Here is a 21,970-nt window from a genome sequence, read left to right on the forward strand (position 1 = left end):
TGAGCGAATAGGGCCGGCTGGACTGGCTGCATCATTCGGACGTTGCATGCGGTTTACCTCCCTGGTCATCGAGCTCATTCGCGCCCGGCCGCGGCTGATCGTATGGATTGCCGTGCTGCTCCAGGCTTTGATGTGGCTGTTCGTGGCGCTGGTGTTCTACCGCAGCCCGCCCGGCAACCTCGCGACCGTTCTGGCCTTCGGCAGGGAATACCAGGTCGGCACCGATCTCGGCCCGCCGTTGCCGGTCTGGCCCGCCGACATTGCCTATCGTGCCGCCGGCGGCCACATGCTGGGCGTCTATGTCCTCGCCCAGCTCTGCGAGATCGCGACCTTCATCGCGCTCTATCATCTCTCTCGTGCCGTGATCGGCTCGCAGCAGGCGGTGCTCGCCGTGCTGCTGACGATGACGGTGCTGGCCTTCTCCTCGCCTGCGCTCGACTTCGGCCCCCTGGTGCTGGCGCGGCCGCTCTGGGCGCTCTTGCTGCTGCATTCCTGGCAGATCATCGGCCAGCGCCGCGGCAATGCCTGGTTCGCCTGGTCGATTGAAGCGGGCCTCTTGCTGCTGACGACACCGGCGGCGATCTTTCTCCTCCTGCTGATCGTCGTCTTCGCGGTCTCGACCGCCCGCGGCCGGCGGACCCTGCGCGGGCTCGATCCGCTCTTTGCGCTGATCGTCGTCGCCGTGCTGGCGCTGCCCTATGCGGTGTGGCTGATGCGGGCCGAGACGTTGACGATGCCGGCCTTGCCGCAAGTCGCCGAGCTCAACGCCCGCGCGCTGCATGCGGCTTGGCTGTTCGGCGGACTCGTGCTCGGGGCTGCCGCGATCCCGGCGCTGACCTTCCTCAACACCGGGATGTTCGACGGCAAGGGCGAGGAACCGCCGATCATCTACCGACCGCCGGTCGAGCCGCTCGCGCGCAACTTCGTCTATTTCTTCGCGCTGGCTCCGCCGCTCGGCGCGGTGCTGATCTCCGGCCTGCTCGGGCTCGACTCCGTCGTCGGCGGCGCCGGTGTCGTGCTGGTCATGCCCGGGCTTGCCGTGGTCGTTGCGGCCGGCGATCTCATCGCGATGCGCCGCACGCGGATGCTGCGCATGGTATGGGCCGCCGCCGTCGTCGCACCCGCCGCCGGCGTCGTGCTTGCGGTCCTGTTCCTGCCCTGGACCGGCGCCAACGAGATTGCGACCTCGATGCCGGCGCGCGCGATCTCGGACTTCTTCGACGAGAGCTTTGCCCGGCGCACCAACCATCGCCTGCGTGCCGTCGCCGGCGAGACGCAACTCGCCAGCCTGATCGCGCTGCATTCCGGCCGGCCGCATCTGTTCATCGATGCCGATCCTGCGCGCACGCCGTGGATGAATCAGGCAAAATTCAGCGAGACCGGGGGCGTCGTGGTCTGGCGCGCGTCCGATACCGCCGGCACCCCGCCGCCGGATATCCTCAAGCGCTTCCCCGGCATCGTGCCGGAAGTCCCGCGCGCCTTCGAATGGCTGGTGACCGGCCGCCAGCAGCTGCTCCGCATCGGCTGGGCCATCGTGCGGCCGAAGGGGACGTAGCCACGCACGTTGTCATTCCGGGGCTCGCGAAGCGAGAGCCCGGAATCCATCGAGCGACAGAGTTGGTGGATGAATGGATTCCGGGCTCGCGGCTTTGCCGCGCCCCGGAATGACGCCGCGCATGTGGTTACGTCGCGCCTTGCGCGAGGGCCTTCGCGATCGATCGCAGGTCCTGCCAGGACAATCGCTTGTAGGATGGCGAGCGCAAGAGATAGGCCGGGTGGAACGTCGGCAGCGCGCGGATGGTGCGCCCCCCGGTATCGTAATCGAACCAGCGTCCGCGCGTGCGCATGATGCCTTCACGCGTTCCGAGCAGAGTCTGCGTCGAGGGATTGCCGAGCGTCACCAGCACGTCCGGGTTCACGAGTTCGATATGGCGCTGGATGAAGGGCAGGCAGATTTGCGTTTCCTGCGGCGTCGGCGTGCGGTTGCCGGGCGGTCGCCAGGGAATGACGTTCGCGATGTAGGCGGTGGTGCGGTTGAGCCCGATCGCGCCGATCATGAGGTCGAGCAGCTTGCCGCTGCGTCCGACGAAAGGCAGCCCCTCAATGTCCTCGTCGCGGCCCGGCGCTTCGCCGACGAACATGATGCGCGCCTGCGGATTGCCGTCGGCGAACACCAGCCGCGTTGCGGTGTGCTTCAGCGCGCAGCCCTCGAAGCCCTGCATCAGCTCGCGCAGTGCCTCCAGCGTCGGCGCTGTGCGCGCGGCCTCGCGTGCCGAGGCGATGGCGACGTCCGGTGCAGGCGCGGCTTCGCCGCGCATGACCGCGGGCGCGGCGACCGGCCGCGGTGCCTCGACCGGCGGCGTGCGCGGGCTGGGCGGCGGAGCATCGATTTCCGCCAGGCGATCTATCGGTTCCTCCGCAAGCGCGCAGTCGACACCGGCCTCCAGATAGAAGGCGAGCAGCTCTCGGACGGTGGGTGCGGGTTCGGGGATCATGGGAAAGTCTGACTTTTATATCACCTTGGACGGCCTTGCACCCCGACGAAACGCATTTCCATGGTTGTCCTACCCGGAAAAATCGGAAACAAGAGGGCGCAAACGACCAAGGACCGTCTCAAGGGCTGAGATCAGATGAGCACCGAAGAACTTCCCCCGCGCGAATCCATGGAATTCGACGTCGTCATCGTCGGCGCCGGCCCCTCGGGTCTGTCCGCTGCGATACGGCTCAAGCAGCTCAACGCCGATCTCAACGTGGTCGTGGTGGAGAAGGGCTCCGAGGTCGGCGCGCATATTCTCTCGGGCGCCGTGATCGACCCGGCCGGGCTCGACAAGCTGATCCCCGACTGGCGCGAGGATGCCGACTGCCCGCTCAAGACGCAGGTCAAGGACGACCGCTTCTACTGGATGACGGCCGGCGGTGCGATCAAGCTGCCGAATTTTCTGATGCCGCCGCTGATGGACAATCATCACTGCTACATCGGCTCGCTCGGCAATGTCTGCCGCTGGCTGGCGCGCAAGGCCGAGGCGCTCGGCGTCGAGATCTATCCGGGCTTTGCGGCGGCCGAAGTGCTTTATGACGAGGACGGCAAGGTCAAGGGCATCGCCACCGGAGACATGGGCGTCGGCCGCGACGGCAAGCCGAAGGACTCTTTTACCCGCGGCATGGAATTGCTCGGTAAGTACACCCTGTTCGCCGAAGGCGCCCGAGGCAGCCTGACCAAGCAGCTCATCAACAAATTCGCCCTGGACGCCAAGAGCGAGCCACCGAAGTTCGGCATCGGCCTCAAGGAAGTCTGGCAGATCGACCCCGCCAAGCACCAGAAGGGCCTGATCCAGCATTCGTTCGGCTGGCCGCTCGACATGAAGACCGGCGGTGGCTCGTTCCTCTATCACTACGACGACAATCTCGTCGCCGTCGGCTTCGTCGTCCATCTCAACTACGACGATCCGTATCTGTCCCCGTTCGACGAATTCCAGCGCTTCAAGACTCATCCCTCGATCCGCGGTACCTTCGAGGGCGCAAAGCGGCTCGCTTACGGCGCGCGCGCGATCACCGAGGGCGGCTACCAGTCGGTGCCGAAGCTCAGCTTCCCCGGCGGCGCGCTGATCGGCTGCGCGGCCGGCTTCGTCAACGTGCCGCGCATCAAGGGTGTGCACAATGCGATGGGTACCGGCATGCTCGCGGCCGAGCACGTCGCAGCCGCGCTTGCCGCCGATCGCGCCAATGACGAACTCGTCGAATACGAGAATGCCTGGCGCACGTCGTCGGTCGGCAAGGATTTGTTTCTGGTCCGCAACGTCAAGCCGCTGTGGTCGAAGTTCGGCACCGTGCTCGGCGTCGCGCTGGGCGGCTTCGACATGTGGTGCAACACGCTGTTCGGCGCCTCGCTGTTCGGCACCCAGTCGCACGCCAAGCCTGATCGCGCCACGCTCGATCCGGCCAGGCAGCACACGCCCAAGGTCTACCCGAAGCCGGATGGCAAGATCTCGTTCGACAAGCTGTCCTCGGTGTTCCTGTCCAACACCAACCATGAGGAGGACCAGCCGGTCCATCTGAAGGTCACGGACATGAACCTCCAGAAGACCTCCGAACATGACGTCTTTGCCGGTCCTTCGAACCGCTATTGCCCGGCCGGCGTCTATGAATGGATCGAGGAGGGCTCTGGCCCGCGCTTCCAGATCAACGCCCAGAACTGCGTCCACTGCAAAACCTGCGACGTAAAGGACCCCAATGGCAACATCACCTGGGTTCCGCCCGAGGGCGGCGGCGGCCCGAACTACGAGGCGATGTAAGGGCAGGTCTGGTGATCTGGCGCACGTTCGCGTGAGGACCCGGCTGCGGCCACCCGCCGCGGCCACGATAAGGCCATAGTAGCGGCGTCTTGGGGCGCTCTTGGCGGATTCGCTTGGCCGATTTGGGGCATGCGGCGGGGGTCGCCCAGTCCGAATCCTTGCGGCGAAGCGCCAAAAGCGGCATTGTCGGCCCGACGGTTCCGGGTCCCTATGCCACCGGCCGCGTTCGCATGCGATACGGCCCCCTGTTGCAAACCCAGGCACTACCAACTCAAGGCGAGCCCCTGATGTTTTCAAATCGTTTCATCCGCTGGACTGCTGCCGCCATCGCTCTCACGGGCACCGCGATCGTGGCGGTCCCCGGTGCGGTCCTGGCGCAGACGCCGGATCACCCGGAGAACACGGCGGCGCAGTTTCCGACCCGAAACGATCTGAAGTCACTCACCGGTGCCGGCAGCTATCTCGCCGCCCGCCACGCCAGCGTCGAGCGTGACGCGGCATCCGCAGCCGCATTCTACCGTTCGGCGCTCCGGACCGATCCCAAGAACAACGAACTGCTCGACCGTGCCTTCATCTCGTCGGTCGCCGACGGCGACCTCGAGGAGGCGGTCAAGCTCGCCGAACGCATCCTCACAATCGACAAGACCAACCGCGTCGCGCGTCTCGTCGTCGGCGTGCATGATCTCAAGCTGAAGAAATACGCGGCCGCGCAGGCCAACATCAACCAGTCGATCCGCGGCCCGATCACCGATCTCGTCGCCACGCTGCTGTCGGGCTGGGCCGCCTATGGTGCCGGCGATGCCAAGGGTGGTGTCGCCACCATCGACAAGCTGGCCGGTCCGGAATGGTATCCGCTGTTCAAGGATCTTCACACCGGCATGATCCTGGAGCTCTCCGGCAGGGAGAAGGACGCCGGCGCCCGCTTCGAGCGCGCCTACAAGCTCGACGATTCCATGCTGCGCGTGACCGAGGCCTATGCGCGCTGGCTCTCGCGCAACAAGGATTCCGCCGCCGCGACCACCGTCTACCAGGCTTTCGACAAGAAGCTCGCACGCCATCCGCTGATCCAGGAAGGCCTGCGCGAGACCAAGGCCGGCAAGAAGATGCCGCCGCTCGTCGATTCCGCGCAGGCCGGCGCCGCCGAAGCGCTCTATGGCATCGGTGCCACGCTGACCCGCCGCGGCGGCGAGGACCTGGCGCTGGTCTATCTCCAGCTCGCGCTCTACCTCCAGCCGACCCATCCGCTGGCGCTGCTTTCGCTCGCCGATCTCTATGAGTCGGTGAAGCGGCCGAAGATGGCGATCAAGGTCTATGAGCGCGTGCCCGCGACCTCGCCGCTCAAGCGCAATGCGCAGATCCAGCTCGCCATTGATCTCGACACCGCCGACCGCACCGACGAGGCGATCAAGATCCTCAAGGGCGTCACGTCAGAGGATGCCAAGGACCTCGAAGCCATCATGGCGCTCGGCAATATCGAGCGCGGTCGTAAGCGGTTCGGTGATTGCGGGGCGACCTATTCGCAAGGAATCGACGTGCTGCCGCCCGGCAACGACAAGGCCAACAGCGTCTGGTATTATTATCGCGGTATCTGCGAGGAGCGCTCCAAGCAGTGGGCCAAGGCCGAGGCCGACATGAAGAAGGCGCTGGAGCTCCAGCCCGACCAGCCGCACGTCCTCAACTATCTCGGCTATTCCTGGATCGACCAGGGCGTGAATCTCGACGAAGGCATGAAGATGATCAAGCGTGCCGTCGAGCAGCGTCCCGACGACGGCTACATCGTCGATTCCCTCGGCTGGGCCTACTACCGTATCGGCAACTACGAAGAGGCGGTGAAGAACCTCGAGCGTGCGATCGATCTCAAACCCGAGGATCCCACCATCAACGACCATCTCGGCGACGCCTATTGGCGCGTCGGCCGCACGCTGGAGGCAAAATTCCAGTGGTCGCATGCCCGCGATCTCAAGCCAGAGCCGGAAGAACTTCCGAAAATCGAGGCCAAGATCGCCAACGGCCTCGCCGACGACAATTCGAACTCTTCTGCGGCTCAGGCCGAGAAGAAGAAGGACGACGGCAGGGGCGGCTGAGGTTTTGTTGGGGGCGTGTCGCCGATGTCGGCGTTGATTGAAGAGGGACGGGCGAAGGTCAATTTGAGCCTTCGCGTCGTCGGCCGTCGTGCCGACGGCTATCATGATCTCGAAAGCGTGGTGGCGTTCGCCGATTGCGCCGATCGGCTCACGCTGGAGCCAGGCGGTGAGCTGAAGCTCACCACCGCCGGGCCGCTGGCGGAGGCCTGCGGCGAGACGTCCGACAATCTCGTGCTCAAGGCCGCCAAGCTTCTGGCCGAGGCGGTGCCCGGCCTGAAGCTGGGCGCGTTCGCGCTCGACAAGGTGCTTCCCGTTGCGGCGGGCATCGGCGGCGGTTCGGCCGATGCCGCGGCGGCGCTGCGGCTCCTGGCGCGTCTCAACGATCTGTCGCTCGATGATCCCCGCGTTCAGAAGGTCGCACTCGCGACCGGCGCCGACGTGCCGGTGTGCCTCATCTCGCGCGCCTGCGACATGACCGGCGTCGGCGAGCAGCTATTGCCGCTCGCGCTGCCGAGCATGCCCTGCGTCATGGTCAATCCGCGCGTGCCGGTCGCGACCAAGGACGTGTTCCAGGCACTGGGGTTGCGCAACGGCGAGCTTCTGGTCGGCGTCACCGACGTCATCCGCGCTCCGGCCTGGCCCGGGGAGGGCGCCTCTATTTCCGATTGGGTCGAGGTTCTGGAAACCGTCGCCAACGACCTTGAAGCGCCTGCGCTGCGCATTGAGCCTGTCATCGGCGAGGTGCTGGAGGCGCTGCGCGCCTCCGCCGGCGTCAAGCTCGCCCGCATGTCCGGCTCCGGCGCGACGTGCTTTGCGATCTACGGCGCGCCGGCCGAAGCCCATGCCGCCGCCGAGAAGATCCGGCGCGATCACCACGGCTGGTGGGTGCATGCGGGAACGTTGAGCTAGATATTCCCCCAAGGACGCTGTGTAGCCCGGATGAGCGAAGCGATATCCGGGATTCTTTCTTGTGGCTTCCCGCATGTCGCTGCGCTCATGCGGGCTACGGCAGTTGAGCTAACCGCCGCTTGCCTCAGCCAGTCCCAGAAACCGCCGGATCTCACCCAGCACCTCCTGCGGCTTGTCGTGCTGCAGCCAGTGTCCTGCGCCGGCGATCGTCTCGATGCGCGCCTGCGGGAAGTACCGCTCCAGGCCTGCCGCCCTGGCACCGGCGAGAAAGCTTTCACCGGCATTGAGCAGCAGCGTCGGACACGTGATGCGTGACCAGAGCTCGATGTGATCGTCGGGCCAGAGCCGGTGCGGCGCAGCGGCGCGCTGATAGGGATCGAACTTCCAGCTGTAGGTGCCATCCTCGTTCCGCCGCGCACCATGCGTGGCGAGATGCAAGGCGAGGTCACGGGACAGCCGTTTGTTGTGAAGCATCATCTGCCCGGCGGCGTCCTCGAGCGTGGCATAGCGGCGCGGCGTGCGGTCGTGCAGCTTGTCGAGCTGGGCGACCCATTTGCCGATGCGCTCATGCGCCGGCGGTTTTGGTGTATCCGGCAGCATGGTCACACCGTCGAGGATCACGAGCTTCGAGACCCGCTCGGGGAATGAGCCCGAAAAGATCAGGCTCACCATCCCGCCCATCGAATGGCCGATGAGAGTGACCTGAGGCGCTGCGATATTGCGGACGAGCTGGGAGAGATCGTAGACATATTCCGTCAGCGCGTAGCTGCCGCCTCGGGTCCAGTCGGAATCGCCGTGACCGCGCAGGTCGGGCGCGAGCACGTGAAAATGCGGCTGCAACGATCGGGCAATGTGATCCCAGCTCCGGCAATGATCGCGGCCGCCATGGACCAGGATGAGAGGTGGCGCGCTCTCATTGCCCCAGTCGGCGTAATGCAGCCGCAGGCCGTGCGATTCATGGAAGCGGCTTTGCGGGGCGAGCATCGCGGCGCTATCCATTCACCGGCCGCCGCGCCAGCGCGAGCGAGAGGCCGAGGCTGGCGATGAAGACGCCGGAGCCCTGCGCGAGACGCCGCATCAGCTGCGGCCGTCCGATCAGCTGCGTGCGTGTCGCGGTGGCCATCAGCACCACCACGACATCGGCGAGCGTGTTCAGCGTCACCGAAATCGCACCTAACACAATGAATTGCAGCGTCGGGTTCGATCCCGAGGGATCGAGGAATTGCGGAATGAAGGCAAGGAAGAACGCCGCGGTCTTCGGGTTCAGGGCCTCGACCAGCACGCCGTCGCGGAAGGCGCGCTTGTCGCCGACGGCCTCGCTCTCGAGCGACAGCGCGCGACCGGCGCTGCGAAACGTCTTGATCCCGAGCCAGACCAAATAGAGCGCGCCGACGAATTTCACGACGGCAAACAGTTCCGCGCTGGCCAGGATGATCGCGGAGATGCCGAGGCTGCCCGCGACGACATGAACGAGCCCGCCGAGTGCCGTGCCTGCGGTCGACGCCAAGCCACTGACGCGTCCCTCCGACAGGGTTCGTGCCGCGACATAGAAAATGCCGGGGCCCGGAACGGCGGCGATGAGACAAGCTGCGGCCAGGAACAGCCAGAAATTCGTTTCGGTCATCCTGTTTTCGTAGCGGAGCGAGCGGCGATTGCAAGGCCCTCTCGCTTAGCCCATCCGGCGGAAGATCACGCTGGCGTTCACTCCGCCGAACCCGAACCCGTTGGAGATGGCGCTCTGCATCGGCATCGCTCTCGCTGCGCCGGCGACGATGTCGATGCCTTCAGCGTCGGGATCCGGATTTTCGAGATTGAGCGTCGGCGGCGCGATCTGGTCGCGCAAGGCCAGCACGGTGAAGATCGCCTCCAGCCCGCCGGCGGCGCCGAGCAGGTGCCCGGTGGCCGATTTGGTCGCGCTCACGGCAATGCCGCGGTTACGGCCGAACAGCGCGGCGATCGCGCCGAGCTCGCTCTCGTCGCCGGCCGGCGTCGACGTCGCATGCGCGTTCAGGTGCTGCAGATCCGCGGGCTCGAGCTTCGCCTGCCGAAGCGCGATCTCCATGGCGCGGCGGGCGCCGTCGCCATCGGGCGGACCCGAGGTCATGTGATAGGCGTCCGCGGTCGTGCCGTAGCCGACGATCTCCGCGATCGGCGTCGCGCCGCGCGCCAGTGCATGTTCCAGTGCCTCGATCACCAGGATGCCGGCGCCTTCGCCCATCACGAAGCCGTCGCGGTCGCGATCGAACGGGCGCGAGGCGCGCGCGGGTTCGTCGTTGAAGCCGCTCGATAGCGCGCGGGCCGCGGCAAAGCCGCCGAGGCTGACGATGTCGATGCAGGCCTCCGCGCCGCCGCAGATCGCGACATCGGCTTCGCCTGCGCGGATCATTCGCGCGGCATCGCCGATCGCCTGCACGCCGGCGGCACACGCCGTGACCGGGGTGCCCAGCGCGCCCTTGTAGCCGTGTTTGATCGAGACCTGGCCCGCGGCGAGATTGGCGAGGAACGAAGGGACCGTGAACGGCGAGAGCCGGCGCGCACCGCGCTTCTCGGTGATGCGCACCGCCTCCGCCATCGCCGGAAAGCCGCCGATGCCGGAGGCGATGATCGTCGCGGTGCGCTCCAGCGCGCTTGCGTCCTGCGGCATCCATTTGGCCTGTGCGACCGCTTCTGCGGCGGCGAGCAGCGCGAACAGGATGAAGCGGTCCATCTTGCGCTGGTCTTTTGGCGCGGCGGCCTGCGCCGGATCGAAGCCGCCATCGGCGTCATCGGCCTTGTCGGGCACGAGACCGGCGATGCGCGCCGGCAGTACCTGCGCCCATTCGGGCAGAGGGCGCAGCCCGCTTTGGCCGGCGAGCAGCCGCCGCCACGACAATTCGACCCCACAGCCGAGCGGCGACACCGCGCCCATGCCAGTCACGACGATACGACGCATGTCAGTCTCCAGCCGGCGCCACGGCCGGGTTCATGGCCTTGAGCGAAGCGAGCCGCACGCGCATTCCGCGGCTGGCGCGGGGACCGGGAACGGCGATTGTGTTGGCGAGCGTGATCGGCTGCATGTCGGCGGCGTCGACCACGATTGGATCGAATGGGCGAGCGTCACTCCGGTTCGCCAGCACGATGGATGCGCCCTTCGGCGCGAGATGCTTGTTGCCCCAGGCGAGCAGCGCGACGATCACCGGAAAGAAATCCCGCGCCTTGCCCGTCAGCACGTATTCGTAGCGCGGCGGACGTTCGTTGTAGCGGCGGCGGACGAACAGGCCGCTCTCGGTGAGATGGGCGAGACGCCGCGACAGGATGTTCGGCGCGATCCCGAGGCTTTGCGCGAATTCGTCGAATTTCGACGCGCCCTGAAACGCATCGCGCAGGATCAGGATGCTCCACCATTCGCCGACCGTCTCCACGGCGCGGCCGACGGGGCATTCCTGGATGGAGGGAGATTTGGGCTGCACGAGGGAAGGGTAGGGTAGTAACTTGCAAAATGCAAGTGACTAGCATGCGAACCGCAAATGCGGGCGAAGCGGGCCAATGCGAAACTATGTTTGATGAGACGTGAGGTGCGCGTCGACCAAATCGCTCTCGTGCCCCGGACGCAGCGCAGCGCCTCTTTGCGGTGCGCTGCAGGGCCGGGGCCCATGTCGCCGATGATTACGGATGTCGCGTGGGTCCCGGCTCTGCGCAGCAGCGTTTCACGCTGCAGCGCGTCCGGGACACGAGAGCGAGCGGTGTCGTCGCGTCTTGCTCGCAATGACGAGGTGGAAAGAGCCTTAGGGTGAGAGCCTAATGCGACCGTGCCAAACAGAACGCCACGACCTGCTCCAGCGCGCTCTTCATCGGCGAGGGCGGGAACAGCGCCAGCGCGTCGACGGCCATGGCGCCGTAGTGCTGGGCGCGGCTCAGCGTATCCTCGAGCGCGCGGTGCTTGTTCATCAGGCCGATGGCGTGGTCGAGATCGCCGTCGCCGATCTCGCCGCGCTCCAGCGCGCGGATCCAGAAGGCGCGCTCGGTGTCGTTGCCGCGGCGGAAGGCCAGCACGACCGGCAGCGTGATCTTGCCCTCGCGGAAATCGTCGCCGGTGTTCTTGCCGAGCTTGGCGCTCTTGCCGCCATAGTCGAGCACGTCGTCGACGAGCTGGAAGGCGATGCCGAGATTCATGCCGACCGAGCGGCAGGCGGTCTGCTCCGCCTTGGGCCGGTTGGCGATGACGGGGCCGACCTCGCAGGCGGCGGCGAACAATTCGGCGGTCTTGCCGCGGATCACGGCGAGATATTCGTCCTCGGTGGTCGCGGTGTTCTTGGCGGCGGCCAGCTGCATCACCTCGCCCTCGGCGATGGTGGCGGCGGCCGCGGAGAGGATGTCGAGCGCGCGGAGCGAGCCGACCTCGACCATCATGCGGAAGGCCTGGCCGAGCAGGAAGTCGCCGACCAGCACGCTCGCCTCGTTGCCCCAGAGCATGCGCGCCGACAGCTTGCCGCGGCGCATCTCGCTCTCGTCGACGACGTCGTCGTGGAGCAGGGTGGCGGTATGCATGAACTCGACGGAGGCCGCGAGCTTGATATGGCCGTCGCCGGTGTAGCCGGCCAGATTGGCCATGGCGAGCGTCAGCATCGGGCGCAGGCGTTTGCCCCCGGAGGAGATCAGGTGGTTGGCGACCTCCGGGATCATGGTCACCTCGGAGCCGGTCCGCGACAGAATCGTGGCGTTGACGCGCTCCATGTCAGGGGCGACAAGGGCAACCAGCTCTTCGATCGACGCGCCGGGAGTTTCGAAAGGTACGATGACGGCCACGCCGGTCTCCAATATTTGCCCCGGAAGGGCTATTCTGATGGAAAGACAATAGAAACTGGCGACGGACGCGGCAAGACCTCGGAACCATTGACATTTGCCGCATGCCCCCCTTTCAGGCAGGAGATCTGCGTTTTGCGCGAACTGGTTCGGACCAATGACATGGTGCTGGTGTCGGCGATCGGCGCGCTGCTCGACGGTGCCAACATCCATCATCTGGTGCTGGACCAGAACATGAGCATCATCGAGGGCTCGCTCGGCATATTGCCGCGGCGGATCCTGGTCCATGAGGACGATGTCCAGGAGGCTAGGGCTCTCCTCACCGAAGCCGGCCTCAGCCACGAACTGCGCGGCGATGATTGAGGCCGCAGATATTACCGAGGACGCCTTTCTCGGCGGGCAATTGCGGTTGAAGCAGAAGCGATCCGGCCATCGCGCCGGGCATGACGCCATCCTGCTTGCAGCGGCGACCGACGCCCAGGCAGGGGACGGCGTAGTCGATTTCGGCGCCGGTGTCGGTACGGCCGGTCTGGCGCTGGCCCGCCGCGTCGCGGGCATCAGGCTCAGCCTGGTCGAGATCGATCCCGAGCTGGCCGAGCTCGCGCGCGGCAACGCGGCGGCGAATGCGATTGCCGCCGAAACGATCGTGCTCGACGTCACGGCCGAGGCGCAGGCCTTTGCGTCAAACGGGCTGTCGCCCGACAGCGTCGACGTGGTGTTGATGAATCCGCCCTTCAACGATCCGGCCCGGCATCGCGGCTCGCCGGATCGGGCGCGTCACACCGCGCATGTGGCGACGGAAGTGACCCTGCATGCGTGGGTGCATGCAGCGCGGCGTATTCTCCGATCCAATGGCGTGCTGACCCTGATCTGGCGCGCAGATGGAATCGCCGACGTCCTGGCAGCGCTGTCACGCGGTTTCGGCAGTCTCTCGATCCTGCCGGTTCACGGCGAGGCGGGGCGGCCCGCGATCCGTGTGCTGGTGCGTGCGGTGAAAGGCGGCCGGGCCCCGACGCGATTGCTGCCGGGCCTCATGCTCAACGACGAGTCACGCTTGTCCAAAAGTGAGGTGACGGAGATTCTGGAAGGGAGAGCGGCCTTGCCGCTGGTGGAACCGTGAGGGCTTACCGGGGAAGCGATTCCGACTGCTGCTCTTGCGGCGACGTGAGGCGGATCGCCATGAACAGCGCGCCGATCAGCAGCATCAGCAGATAGATTTTCATGGTGTTCTCCGCTGCCTCATTGCAGCCTCCCAACGGGAAAACTGCAAAGCACGTTCCGGGCACTTCCAATGACAGTCGCGTGATAAGAAATGGTTAATCAGAGGTAACGGCATGGCCGAACAATTGAACGATCGTGAGAGTTCCGGCCTGGCCGACAAGCTCATGCAATATCTGCCGGCGCGCTTTCGGCCGGGTACCCCAGTGGTGCCGGTGGTGCGGCTGTCGGGGGTGATCGGTGCGGTGACGCCGCTGCGCCCCGGGTTGACGCTTGCCGGCATCGCGCGGGTGCTCGAGCGCGCGTTTTCGTACCGGCACGCCAAGGCCGTGGCGCTGGTGATCAATTCTCCCGGCGGCTCGCCGGTGCAGTCGCGTCAGATCTACTTGCGCATCAAGCAGCTCGCGGCGGAGAAGAAGCTGCCGGTGCTCGTGTTCGTCGAGGACGTCGCGGCGTCCGGTGGCTACATGATCGCCTGCGCCGGCGACGAGATCATCTGCGATCCGTCCTCGATCCTCGGCTCGATCGGCGTGGTCGGCGGCAGTTTCGGCTTTCAGGAGGCGATCAGGCGGCTCGGCATCGAGCGCCGCCTCTACACAGCGGGCGAACACAAGGCCATGCTCGACCCGTTCCTCCCGGAAGACCCTGCTGACGTCGCCAAGCTGAAGGCGATCCAGCGCGAGATCCACCAGATATTCATCTCGCTGGTCAAGGAAAGCCGCGGCGCACGGCTGAAGGGAGCGGATGATACCCTGTTCACGGGGGAATACTGGGCCGGCGAGAGCGCCATCGCGCTGGGGCTCGCCGACCACATCGGCGATCTTCGCTCAACTCTTCGTGCCCGCTACGGCGAGAAGGTTCTCACCCCCGTGATCGCACAGCCGACCGGGCTGCTCTCCGGCCTTTTGGGGCGGAAATCGCCCGGCGCGGGGCAGCTTTTGGCCCTGGAATCGATGGTCGGCTTGCCGGACGAGCTGATCTCGGCGGTCGAGACGCGGGCGATCTGGGCGAAATTCGGGTTCTAGGCAGCGCCATTTGGTCCGGGCCGCGCCAATTGCGGCGCTGGCCCATCTGCGCAACAATGCAGGTGGGGGCTGAGCACTAGACGAGGATCGACTGATGCCGCCGTTCGTCGCTTTCGCGGGCGTCTTGGGCGGGCTTGCCGTGGTCCGCTGGGCCTACAAGACCGCTGTCCGGATCAACCAGGAGCTGGAGGAGATGCGCCTGTCGCGCGTCGCCGAAGCCGCCCGCATGGGGGATATCCAGACGCTGAAGCGTGACCCCGTAACCGGAGCTTATCGTCCGGGTTAGCTGCCACAGTCGTCATGCCCGGGCTTGTCCCGGGCATCCACGTTCTTCGTGCGGTTACACAAGGCGTGGATGGCCGGGACAAGCCCGGCCATGACGGAGTACAGGGCCGCTTTCCGGCCCCCTTCGCCTTGATTCCCATCCCCGCCGTCGATACGGTCCCGCGCGATTCAAAACCCCCCGCGAGAGCCCGATCTGACGATGGACGCCTCATTGCCCGCCCATATGCGCCCGGAACGCTCGTTCCAGGGCTTCATCCTCGCGCTCCAGCGGTTCTGGGCCGAGCAGGGCTGCGTGATCCTGCAGCCCTACGACATGGAAATGGGCGCGGGCACCTTCCATCCGGCGACCACCCTGCGCGCGCTCGGGCCAAAGCCCTGGAATGCGGCCTATGTGCAGCCCTCGCGACGGCCCAAGGACGGCCGTTACGGCGAGAACCCGAACCGGATGCAGCACTACTACCAGTTCCAGGTGATCATGAAGCCGTCGCCGCCGAATCTTCAGGATCTGTATCTGAAGTCGCTCGCCGCGATCGGCATCGATTCCGCCGTGCACGACATCCGCTTCGTCGAGGACGATTGGGAGAGTCCGACGCTGGGTGCCTGGGGTTTGGGCTGGGAGTGCTGGTGCGACGGCATGGAGGTCAGTCAGTTCACTTATTTCCAGCAGGTCGCGGGCTTCGAATGCGCGCCGGTCGCGGGTGAGCTCACCTATGGCCTCGAGCGCCTCGCGATGTATGTGCAGGGCGTCGACCGCGTCTACGACCTCAACTTCAACGGCCGCGAGGGTGACGCCAAGGTCACCTATGGCGATGTCTTCCTGCAGGCCGAGCAGGAATATTCGCGGCACAACTTTGAATACGCCGACACCGCGATGCTGTTCGAGCAGTTCAAGATGGCGGAAGCGGCCTGCCGGAAATATCTCGACGCCGGCTGGCGCGAAGGCGGCAATCGGAAGCAGCATCTGATGGCGCTGCCGGCCTACGACCAGTGCATCAAGGCGAGCCATGTCTTCAATCTGCTCGATGCGCGCGGCGTGATCTCCGTGACGGAGCGGCAGAGCTACATTCTTCGCGTGCGCGAGCTGGCCAAGGCCTGCGGCGAGGCCTGGATCCACACTGAAGCGGGCGGAGCGGCCTGATGCCCGATCTTTTGCTTGAACTGTTCTCGGAAGAGATTCCCGCGCGCATGCAAGGGAAGGCGGCCGACGATCTGCGCCGCATGGTCACCGACAAGCTCGTCGCCGAAGGCCTCGTCTACGAGGGCGCGAAAGCCTTCGCGACGCCGCGCCGCCTCGCGCTCACCGTGCACGGAATCCCTGCGCGTCAGCCCGACCTCAAGACCGAACGCCGCGGCCCCAAGATCGGCGCGCCCGATGCGGCCGTGCAGGGCTTCCTGAAAGCGACCGGTTTGAAGTCGCTGGATGAGGCCAAGATCCAGCGCGACCCCAAGGGTGATTTCTACATCGGATTGATCGAGAAGCCGGGTCGCGACGCGATCGACGTGCTCGCGGAAATCCTCCCCGTCATCGTCCGCACCTTCCCCTGGCCGAAATCGATGCGCTGGGGCGCGCGTTCCGGAAAGCCCGGCTCGCTCAACTGGGTGCGTCCGCTGCACGCGATCACCGCGACGTTCGGGCTCGAGACCGAGGAGCCTGATGTCGTGAAATTCTCGGTGGACGGCATCGAGGCCGGCCAGACCACTTACGGCCATCGCTTCCTTGCGCCCGCGGCCATTTCCGTGCGCCGGTTCGAGGACTATGAGGCCAAACTCCTCGACGCCAAGGTCGTGCTCGACCCCGAGCGCCGCAAGGACGCCATCCTCACCGACGCCAAGCAGCTCGCATTCGCGCAAGGGTTCGAGCTGGTCGAGGACCAGAACCTGCTCGACGAGGTCGCCGGCCTCGTCGAATGGCCGGTCGTGTTGATGGGCTCGTTCGAGCCGGAGTTCCTGGCGACGCCGGCGGAGGTGATCCGCGCCACCATCCGCAACAACCAGAAGTGCTTTGTCGTGAGCGACGCCAAGACGGGCAAGCTCGCCAACAAGTTCATCCTGGTCGCCAACATCGAGGCGACCGACGGCGGCAAGACCATCATCGCCGGCAACGAGCGCGTGATCCGCGCGCGGCTGAGCGACGCGAAGTTCTTCTTTGAGACGGATCTCAAGACGAAGCTCGAAGACCGCCTGCCGAAGTTCGAGCAGATCGTGTTCCACGAGAAGCTCGGCACCCAGGCCGACCGCATCAAGCGCATCGAACGCCTTGCCGCCGAAATCGCGCCGCTGGTCGGCGCCGATGTCGCCAAGGCGACGCGCGCCGCGCATCTGGCGAAGGCGGATTTGTTGACGGAGGTTGTCGGCGAGTTTCCTGAAGTGCAGGGCCTGATGGGCAAGTACTACGCTCTGGCCCAAGGCGAGGACGCCTCCGTCGCCGCTGCCTGCGAGGAGCACTACAAGCCGCAGGGCCCGGCCGATCGTGTGCCGACCGATCCAGTCAGTGTTGCGGTAGCGCTCGCCGACAAGATCGATACGCTCGTTGGTTTCTGGGCGATCGACGAGAAGCCGACGGGCAGCAAGGACCCGTATGCTCTGCGTCGCGCGGCGCTGGGTGTGATCCGGCTGATCGCGGAGAATGCGCTGCGTCTGTCGTTGATGAAGGTGGCGGCGTCGGCGCTCGCCGGCCTGTCGGTGAAGCCCGCCGATGCGCAGAAGCTTCCCAGCGACCTGCTCGCCTTCTTCGCCGACCGCCTCAAGGTCCAGCTCCGCGAGCAGGGCGCGCGGCACGATCTCGTTGACGCCGTGTTCGCGCTCGGCGGCCAGGACGACCTCCTGATGATCGTCCGTCGCGTCGAGGCGCTCGGAAAATTCCTCGATACCGACGACGGCAAGAACCTGCTCGCCGGCACCAAGCGCGCCAGCAACATCCTCTCGATCGAGGAGAAGAAGGACAAGCGCAGCTTCGACGGCGCGCCCGATGCTGCGCTCTACAGCCTCGCTGAGGAGAAGGCGCTGGCGAAAGCGATCGGCGAGGTCAAGGCGGAAGCCGGCGCTGCGGTCGCCAGGGAAGACTTTGCCGCCGCGATGAGCGCGATGGCGAAGCTGCGTCCGCCGGTCGATGCCTTCTTCGACAAGGTGCGCGTCAACGACGACGATGCGAAGGTGCGCGAGAACCGCCTGAAGCTGCTCAACGAGATCCGCAGCGCCACGCGCGCGGTGGCGGATTTCTCGAAGATCCAGGATTGAGGCGCGGGTATTGCGGCTCTCGTGCCCCGGACGCAGCGCAGCGCTACTTCAGCGGTGCGCTGCAGAGCCGGGGCCTATGCTGGCCGCGTGCTCGGAACCCTGGGTCCCGGGTCGCGCTTCGCTTGCCCGGGACACAAGATAGAAAGTGCCCCACCCGGCGGGGGGAAGGACCGGGCGGGGCCTGATGTCCGCTTCAAACTGCTCGCGCCAGCCTGATATGGCGCGCCGGACATCTAGTCGATCTCTTAGGCGATCTCAGTCCAGCACCTCGACGATGCGGCGCGAGCGCGGCTCGACCAGCACGGTCTCGCCGTTCACGACGGTGTAGCGATAGGTCGTGGCGCCAAAACGTTGCGGCACGTCATAATAAGTGACGCCGCTTTCGGGTAAGGTGGTGCCGACCACCACGCGATCCGGAATCCGGAAGGGCGGCACACGTTGCTCGACGACATATTCGCGGAAGGCCGGCCGCTGTTCGACCGCAATGGTCGGGGCGCTGTCGACCACGGCGGGCGCGCGTCCCACCGTGACACCGCTTTGCGCCTGCGCCGCAAGAGGCGAGCCGATCGCGGCCGCGAGCGCTGCAAGAGCAAGAATCCTGTTCCGCATGGACAACTCCTTCGACGTGATTTTCGGACGCGCGAACGGCGCGACCGGTTGCCAATGCGTGCCTCATGGCAATGTTCCGGGAAAAGGCCTGCCGCATTCGCGGCAATTTCGGGCAGTTTTCGCGATCGACGGAACTCGCGATGCGTCCTGCGCATCTCTACTCCCGGAACCGGGCCGGCTATGATCCGCGCGCGATTCGCCTCACCTCCACAGAAAGATAGTTCATGCACATCACCGTCGCCCACATTTCGCCGATCCTGTCGTTGATTGCGGGCGTGCTCATCCTGATCATGCCGCGACTCCTCAACCTCATCGTCGCGATCTTCCTCATCGTCAACGGCGCGATCGGGCTCGGGCTCCTGAAGTGGCTCCGCTTCTAGGCGTCACTTTTCGGAACTGTCTGACTTGCGCGGGCCCGCCCAAAATGGTGTAAGGCCCGCGATTTCCCATTCCTCTCGCAGGTTGTGTGCAAGCTATGGCCAAAGCCGCCTCGAAGCCTAAGAAAATGCCAGCGAAATCAAAGTCCTCTGCCGTCGCGAAAGCCGCGCCGCCGGCCCGCAAGACGCTGGCCAAAAGCGCGCCTAAGCCGGTCGCCAAGCCCGCTGCAAAGTCCGCAGCCAAGCCGGCGGCAAAGGCCGCGACCAAGGCGGCTCTGCCGAAGGTCGCCGCGAAGCCCGCACCGAAGAAGACTGCGCCCGCTAAGGTGGCGCCAGCCGCGGCCAAGGCCGGCAAATGGGTGTTCACATTCGGTGACGGCAAGGCCGAGGGCCGCTCGGAGATGCGCGACCTGCTCGGCGGCAAGGGCGCCAACCTCGCCGAAATGGCCAATCTCGGCCTCCCGGTGCCTCCCGGCTTCACCATCCCGACCTCGGTCTGCACCTATTTCTACGCACACGACAAGACCTACCCGAAGGAATTGCAGTCGCAGGTTGAGAAGGCGCTCGACTATGTCGGCAAGTTGACCGGCAAGATCTTCGGTGATGCCAAGAACCCGCTGCTCGTCTCCGTGCGCTCCGGCGCGCGCGCCTCGATGCCGGGCATGATGGACACCGTGCTCAATCTCGGCCTCAACGACCAGACCGTGGAAGCGCTTGCCGAATTGTCGGGCGACCGCCGCTTCGCCTTTGACAGCTATCGCCGCTTCATCACCATGTATTCCGACGTGGTGCTCGGCTTCGAGCACCATCACTTCGAGGAAATCCTCGACACCTTCAAGGACACGCAGGGCTACACGCTCGACACGGACCTGTCCGCCGAGGACTGGGTCGACCTGGTCGGCAAGTACAAGGACGCGGTCGCGCGCGAGACCGGCAAGGACTTCCCGCAGGATCCGCACGACCAGCTCTGGGGCGCGATCGGCGCGGTGTTTTCATCCTGGATGAACGCGCGTGCGGTGACCTACCGCAAGCTGCACGACATTCCGGAATCCTGGGGCACCGCGGTCAACGTGCAGGCCATGGTGTTCGGCAACATGGGCGAGACCTCGGCGACCGGCGTTGCCTTCACCCGCAATCCCTCGACCGGCGAGAGCAAGCTCTACGGCGAGTTCCTGATCAACGCGCAGGGCGAGGACGTGGTGGCGGGCATCCGCACGCCGCAGGACATCACCGAGGAGGCGCGGAAGGAGTCGGGCTCCGACAAGGCGTCGATGGAATCGGCGATGCCGGAGGCCTTCAAGGAGCTGACGCGGATCTACACGCTGCTCGAGAAGCACTACCGCGACATGCAGGACATGGAGTTCACGGTCGAGCAGGGCAAGCTCTGGATGCTCCAGACCCGCGGCGGCAAGCGCACCGCGAAAGCGGCGCTGCGCATCGCGGTCGAGCTCGCCAATGAGGGCCTGATCTCGAAGAAGGAAGCGGTGACGCGGATCGATCCGGCCTCGCTCGACCAGCTGTTGCACCCGGCCATCGATCCCGACGCCAAGCGCGACGTGATCGCGACCGGCCTGCCGGCATCCCCGGGTGCAGCCTCCGGCGAGATCGTGTTCTCCTCGGATGAAGCGGCCAAGCTTCAGGCCGACGGGCGCAAGGTGATCCTGGTCCGCATCGAGACCAGCCCGGAAGACATCCACGGCATGCACGCTGCCGAAGGCATCCTGACCACCCGCGGCGGCATGACCTCGCACGCGGCGGTGGTCGCGCGCGGCATGGGCAAGCCCTGCGTCTCCGGCTGCGGCACCATCCGCGTCGATTACGGCCGTGGCACCATGAGCATCGGCTCGCGCACCTTCAAGACCGGCGACGTCATCACCATCGACGGCTCGCTCGGCCAGGTGCTCGCCGGCCGGATGCCGATGATCGAGCCGGAGCTGTCCGGCGAGTTCGGCACGCTGATGAACTGGGCCGACCAGGTCCGCAAGATCGGCGTGCGCGTCAATGCCGACACGCCCGACGACGCGCGCACCGCCATCAAGTTCGGCGCGGAAGGCATCGGCCTCTGCCGCACCGAGCACATGTTCTTCGAGGAGACGCGCATCCGCACGGTGCGCGAGATGATCCTCTCCGAGGACGAGCAGTCGCGTCGTGCCGCGCTCGCAAAGCTGCTGCCGATGCAGCGCGCCGACTTCGTCGAGCTGTTCGAGATCATGAAGGGCCTGCCCGTCACGATTCGCCTGCTTGACCCGCCGCTGCACGAGTTCCTGCCGCACACCCATGCCGAGGTCGAGGAAGTGGCGCGCGCCATGAACACCGACCCGCGGCGCCTCGCCGACCGCGCACGCGAGCTCTCGGAGTTCAATCCGATGCTCGGCTTCCGCGGCTGCCGAATCGCGATCGCCTATCCGGAGATCGCCGAGATGCAGGCCCGCGCGATCTTCGAGGCGGCGGTCGAGGCCGAGAAGCGCACCGGCAAGGCCGTCGGCCTCGAGGTGATGGTGCCGCTGATCGCGACCAAGGCCGAGCTCGATCTCGTCAAGGCGCGGATCGATGCGACCGCCCAGGCGGTGATGCGCGACACCAACACCAAGCTGGCCTATCAGGTCGGCACCATGATCGAGCTGCCGCGCGCCTGCCTGCTCGCGGCCGAGATCGCACAGTCGGCCGAGTTCTTCTCGTTCGGCACCAACGACCTGACGCAGACCACCTACGGCATCAGCCGCGACGACGCGGCGAGCTTTCTCGGGACCTACGTGGCCAAGGGCATCCTCCCGATCGATCCCTTCGTCGCGCTCGACCAGGAAGGCGTCGGCGAGCTCGTCAAGATCGGCGTCGCACGCGGCCGCAAGACGCGTCCGAAGCTCAAGGTCGGCATCTGCGGCGAGCACGGCGGCGATCCCGCGTCCGTTGCCTTCTGTCACCATATCGGCCTCAACTACGTCTCCTGCTCGCCCTACCGCGTGCCGATCGCCCGGCTCGCAGCGGCGCAAGCGGCGCTCGGCAAGGCCGTCGCCAGCCAGGCGTAGGCAAAACTAGGATGCTGGAATGAGAGAGGCGGGGCCAAGCTCCGCCTCTTTCATTTTACGTCACGCTCTTTCAACATCGTCATTGCGAGCGCAGCGAAGCAATCCAGAGTCTTTCCGCGGAGGGAT

At 65.9% G+C, this 21,970-nt stretch carries 19 protein-coding genes; 12 read left to right on the forward strand and 7 right to left on the reverse strand.

Annotated features, from left to right (window positions below):
- The first annotated feature begins 46 nt into the window (after nucleotides 1-46).
- Nucleotides 47-1,555 carry a glycosyltransferase family 39 protein gene (locus ABIA42_RS04480; protein WP_370115257.1) on the forward strand — a complete coding sequence of 503 codons (1,509 nt, stop codon included), beginning with the start codon at nucleotides 47-49 and terminating at the stop codon, nucleotides 1,553-1,555.
- A 127-nt stretch (nucleotides 1,556-1,682) separates the two neighbouring features.
- Here the strand turns inward: ABIA42_RS04480 and ABIA42_RS04485 are convergent, their stop codons facing one another.
- Nucleotides 1,683-2,495 (reverse strand): uracil-DNA glycosylase family protein, encoded by an 813-nt coding sequence (locus ABIA42_RS04485; RefSeq protein ID WP_271526614.1) that lies wholly within the window; start codon nucleotides 2,493-2,495, stop codon nucleotides 1,683-1,685.
- Between the two features lie 135 nt (nucleotides 2,496-2,630).
- Here ABIA42_RS04485 and ABIA42_RS04490 point away from each other — a divergent pair, with 135 nt between their 5' ends.
- From ABIA42_RS04490 to ABIA42_RS04500, 3 genes are all read left to right on the forward strand, one after another.
- Nucleotides 2,631-4,292 (forward strand): electron transfer flavoprotein-ubiquinone oxidoreductase, encoded by a 1,662-nt coding sequence (locus ABIA42_RS04490; RefSeq protein WP_271526613.1) that lies wholly within the window; start codon nucleotides 2,631-2,633, stop codon nucleotides 4,290-4,292.
- Between the two features lie 287 nt (nucleotides 4,293-4,579).
- Nucleotides 4,580-6,376 (forward strand): tetratricopeptide repeat protein, encoded by a 1,797-nt coding sequence (locus tag ABIA42_RS04495; RefSeq protein WP_271526612.1) that lies wholly within the window; start codon nucleotides 4,580-4,582, stop codon nucleotides 6,374-6,376.
- Between the two features lie 24 nt (nucleotides 6,377-6,400).
- Entirely contained in the window at nucleotides 6,401-7,285 is an 885-nt protein-coding gene (locus ABIA42_RS04500; RefSeq protein ID WP_370115254.1) for a 4-(cytidine 5'-diphospho)-2-C-methyl-D-erythritol kinase, read from the forward strand.
- A 108-nt stretch (nucleotides 7,286-7,393) separates the two neighbouring features.
- Here the strand turns inward: ABIA42_RS04500 and ABIA42_RS04505 are convergent, their stop codons facing one another.
- From ABIA42_RS04505 to ABIA42_RS04525, 5 genes are all read right to left on the reverse strand, one after another.
- A complete protein-coding gene (locus ABIA42_RS04505; protein ID WP_370123653.1) occupies nucleotides 7,394-8,269 on the reverse strand; it encodes an alpha/beta fold hydrolase in 876 nt (291 codons plus the stop codon).
- A 7-nt stretch (nucleotides 8,270-8,276) separates the two neighbouring features.
- On the reverse strand, nucleotides 8,277-8,909 hold the full coding sequence (locus tag ABIA42_RS04510) for a LysE family translocator (protein ID WP_271526610.1): 633 nt from the start codon (nucleotides 8,907-8,909) through the stop codon (nucleotides 8,277-8,279).
- A gap of 45 nt (nucleotides 8,910-8,954) precedes the next feature.
- Nucleotides 8,955-10,217: a beta-ketoacyl-ACP synthase II gene (gene fabF, locus ABIA42_RS04515; protein WP_370115252.1), complete on the reverse strand. Its 1,263-nt coding sequence runs from the start codon at nucleotides 10,215-10,217 to the stop codon at nucleotides 8,955-8,957.
- Between the two features lies 1 nt (nucleotide 10,218).
- Complete coding sequence (locus ABIA42_RS04520) at nucleotides 10,219-10,734, reverse strand: winged helix-turn-helix transcriptional regulator (RefSeq protein WP_370115250.1); 516 nt, start codon at nucleotides 10,732-10,734, stop codon at nucleotides 10,219-10,221.
- 328 nt (nucleotides 10,735-11,062) lie between these two features.
- Nucleotides 11,063-12,070, reverse strand: coding sequence for a polyprenyl synthetase family protein (locus ABIA42_RS04525; RefSeq protein WP_131866317.1), 1,008 nt, complete (start codon nucleotides 12,068-12,070; stop codon nucleotides 11,063-11,065).
- A 132-nt stretch (nucleotides 12,071-12,202) separates the two neighbouring features.
- Between ABIA42_RS04525 and ABIA42_RS04530 the strand changes: the two genes are divergently transcribed.
- The 6 genes from ABIA42_RS04530 (at nucleotide 12,203) to glyS (ending at nucleotide 17,832) form a co-directional block, all read left to right on the forward strand.
- Complete coding sequence (locus tag ABIA42_RS04530; RefSeq protein ID WP_028178667.1) at nucleotides 12,203-12,430, forward strand: DUF2007 domain-containing protein; 228 nt, start codon at nucleotides 12,203-12,205, stop codon at nucleotides 12,428-12,430.
- Nucleotides 12,423-13,187: a tRNA1(Val) (adenine(37)-N6)-methyltransferase gene (locus tag ABIA42_RS04535; RefSeq protein WP_370115248.1), complete on the forward strand. Its 765-nt coding sequence runs from the start codon at nucleotides 12,423-12,425 to the stop codon at nucleotides 13,185-13,187. The genes ABIA42_RS04530 and ABIA42_RS04535 overlap by 8 nt, the downstream gene beginning before the upstream one ends.
- A gap of 214 nt (nucleotides 13,188-13,401) precedes the next feature.
- On the forward strand, nucleotides 13,402-14,310 hold the full coding sequence (locus tag ABIA42_RS04540; protein ID WP_370115246.1) for a S49 family peptidase: 909 nt from the start codon (nucleotides 13,402-13,404) through the stop codon (nucleotides 14,308-14,310).
- Nucleotides 14,311-14,404: 94 nt separating this feature from the next.
- Complete coding sequence (locus ABIA42_RS04545; protein ID WP_028178670.1) at nucleotides 14,405-14,596, forward strand: hypothetical protein; 192 nt, start codon at nucleotides 14,405-14,407, stop codon at nucleotides 14,594-14,596.
- Nucleotides 14,597-14,794: 198 nt separating this feature from the next.
- Nucleotides 14,795-15,733: a glycine--tRNA ligase subunit alpha gene (locus ABIA42_RS04550; RefSeq protein ID WP_035678589.1), complete on the forward strand. Its 939-nt coding sequence runs from the start codon at nucleotides 14,795-14,797 to the stop codon at nucleotides 15,731-15,733.
- Nucleotides 15,733-17,832 (forward strand): glycine--tRNA ligase subunit beta, encoded by a 2,100-nt coding sequence (gene glyS, locus ABIA42_RS04555; protein ID WP_271526605.1) that lies wholly within the window; start codon nucleotides 15,733-15,735, stop codon nucleotides 17,830-17,832. Before ABIA42_RS04550 ends, glyS begins: the two co-directional genes overlap by 1 nt.
- Before the next feature lie 255 nt (nucleotides 17,833-18,087).
- On the opposite strand, the gene ABIA42_RS04560 is transcribed toward glyS, so the two are convergent.
- Nucleotides 18,088-18,441 carry a DUF1236 domain-containing protein gene (locus ABIA42_RS04560; RefSeq protein ID WP_028178673.1) on the reverse strand — a complete coding sequence of 118 codons (354 nt, stop codon included), beginning with the start codon at nucleotides 18,439-18,441 and terminating at the stop codon, nucleotides 18,088-18,090.
- Between the two features lie 224 nt (nucleotides 18,442-18,665).
- Between ABIA42_RS04560 and ABIA42_RS04565 the strand changes: the two genes are divergently transcribed.
- Together ABIA42_RS04565 and ppdK are read left to right on the forward strand one after the other, a co-directional pair.
- Nucleotides 18,666-18,821, forward strand: a complete 156-nt coding sequence (locus tag ABIA42_RS04565; protein ID WP_008562090.1) for a DUF3096 domain-containing protein — start codon at nucleotides 18,666-18,668, stop codon at nucleotides 18,819-18,821.
- A gap of 95 nt (nucleotides 18,822-18,916) precedes the next feature.
- Nucleotides 18,917-21,844, forward strand: a complete 2,928-nt coding sequence (gene ppdK / locus ABIA42_RS04570; protein WP_271526604.1) for a pyruvate, phosphate dikinase — start codon at nucleotides 18,917-18,919, stop codon at nucleotides 21,842-21,844.
- The last annotated feature ends 126 nt before the right edge of the window (nucleotides 21,845-21,970 follow it).

This window comes from Bradyrhizobium sp. USDA 327, assembly GCF_041262065.1.
Taxonomy (GTDB): Bacteria; Pseudomonadota; Alphaproteobacteria; order Rhizobiales; family Xanthobacteraceae; genus Bradyrhizobium; species Bradyrhizobium liaoningense.

What these genes read in the sequence shown, in the direction of transcription:
- ABIA42_RS04480 (WP_370115257.1), top strand. Translation starts at nt 47, where the DNA reads ATGCGGTTTACCTCCCTGGTCATCGAGCTCATTCGCGCCCGGCCGCGG.
- ABIA42_RS04485 (WP_271526614.1), bottom strand. Translation starts at nt 2,495, where the DNA reads ATGATCCCCGAACCCGCACCCACCGTCCGAGAGCTGCTCGCCTTCTAT.
- ABIA42_RS04490 (WP_271526613.1), top strand. Translation starts at nt 2,631, where the DNA reads ATGAGCACCGAAGAACTTCCCCCGCGCGAATCCATGGAATTCGACGTC.
- ABIA42_RS04495 (WP_271526612.1), top strand. Translation starts at nt 4,580, where the DNA reads ATGTTTTCAAATCGTTTCATCCGCTGGACTGCTGCCGCCATCGCTCTC.
- ABIA42_RS04500 (WP_370115254.1), top strand. Translation starts at nt 6,401, where the DNA reads ATGTCGGCGTTGATTGAAGAGGGACGGGCGAAGGTCAATTTGAGCCTT.
- ABIA42_RS04505 (WP_370123653.1), bottom strand. Translation starts at nt 8,269, where the DNA reads ATGCTCGCCCCGCAAAGCCGCTTCCATGAATCGCACGGCCTGCGGCTG.
- ABIA42_RS04510 (WP_271526610.1), bottom strand. Translation starts at nt 8,909, where the DNA reads ATGACCGAAACGAATTTCTGGCTGTTCCTGGCCGCAGCTTGTCTCATC.
- fabF (WP_370115252.1), bottom strand. Translation starts at nt 10,217, where the DNA reads ATGCGTCGTATCGTCGTGACTGGCATGGGCGCGGTGTCGCCGCTCGGC.
- ABIA42_RS04535 (WP_370115248.1), top strand. Translation starts at nt 12,423, where the DNA reads ATGATTGAGGCCGCAGATATTACCGAGGACGCCTTTCTCGGCGGGCAA.
- ABIA42_RS04540 (WP_370115246.1), top strand. Translation starts at nt 13,402, where the DNA reads ATGGCCGAACAATTGAACGATCGTGAGAGTTCCGGCCTGGCCGACAAG.
- ABIA42_RS04545 (WP_028178670.1), top strand. Translation starts at nt 14,405, where the DNA reads ATGCCGCCGTTCGTCGCTTTCGCGGGCGTCTTGGGCGGGCTTGCCGTG.
- ABIA42_RS04550 (WP_035678589.1), top strand. Translation starts at nt 14,795, where the DNA reads ATGGACGCCTCATTGCCCGCCCATATGCGCCCGGAACGCTCGTTCCAG.
- glyS (WP_271526605.1), top strand. Translation starts at nt 15,733, where the DNA reads ATGCCCGATCTTTTGCTTGAACTGTTCTCGGAAGAGATTCCCGCGCGC.
- ABIA42_RS04560 (WP_028178673.1), bottom strand. Translation starts at nt 18,441, where the DNA reads ATGCGGAACAGGATTCTTGCTCTTGCAGCGCTCGCGGCCGCGATCGGC.
- ABIA42_RS04565 (WP_008562090.1), top strand. Translation starts at nt 18,666, where the DNA reads ATGCACATCACCGTCGCCCACATTTCGCCGATCCTGTCGTTGATTGCG.
- ppdK (WP_271526604.1), top strand. Translation starts at nt 18,917, where the DNA reads ATGGCCAAAGCCGCCTCGAAGCCTAAGAAAATGCCAGCGAAATCAAAG.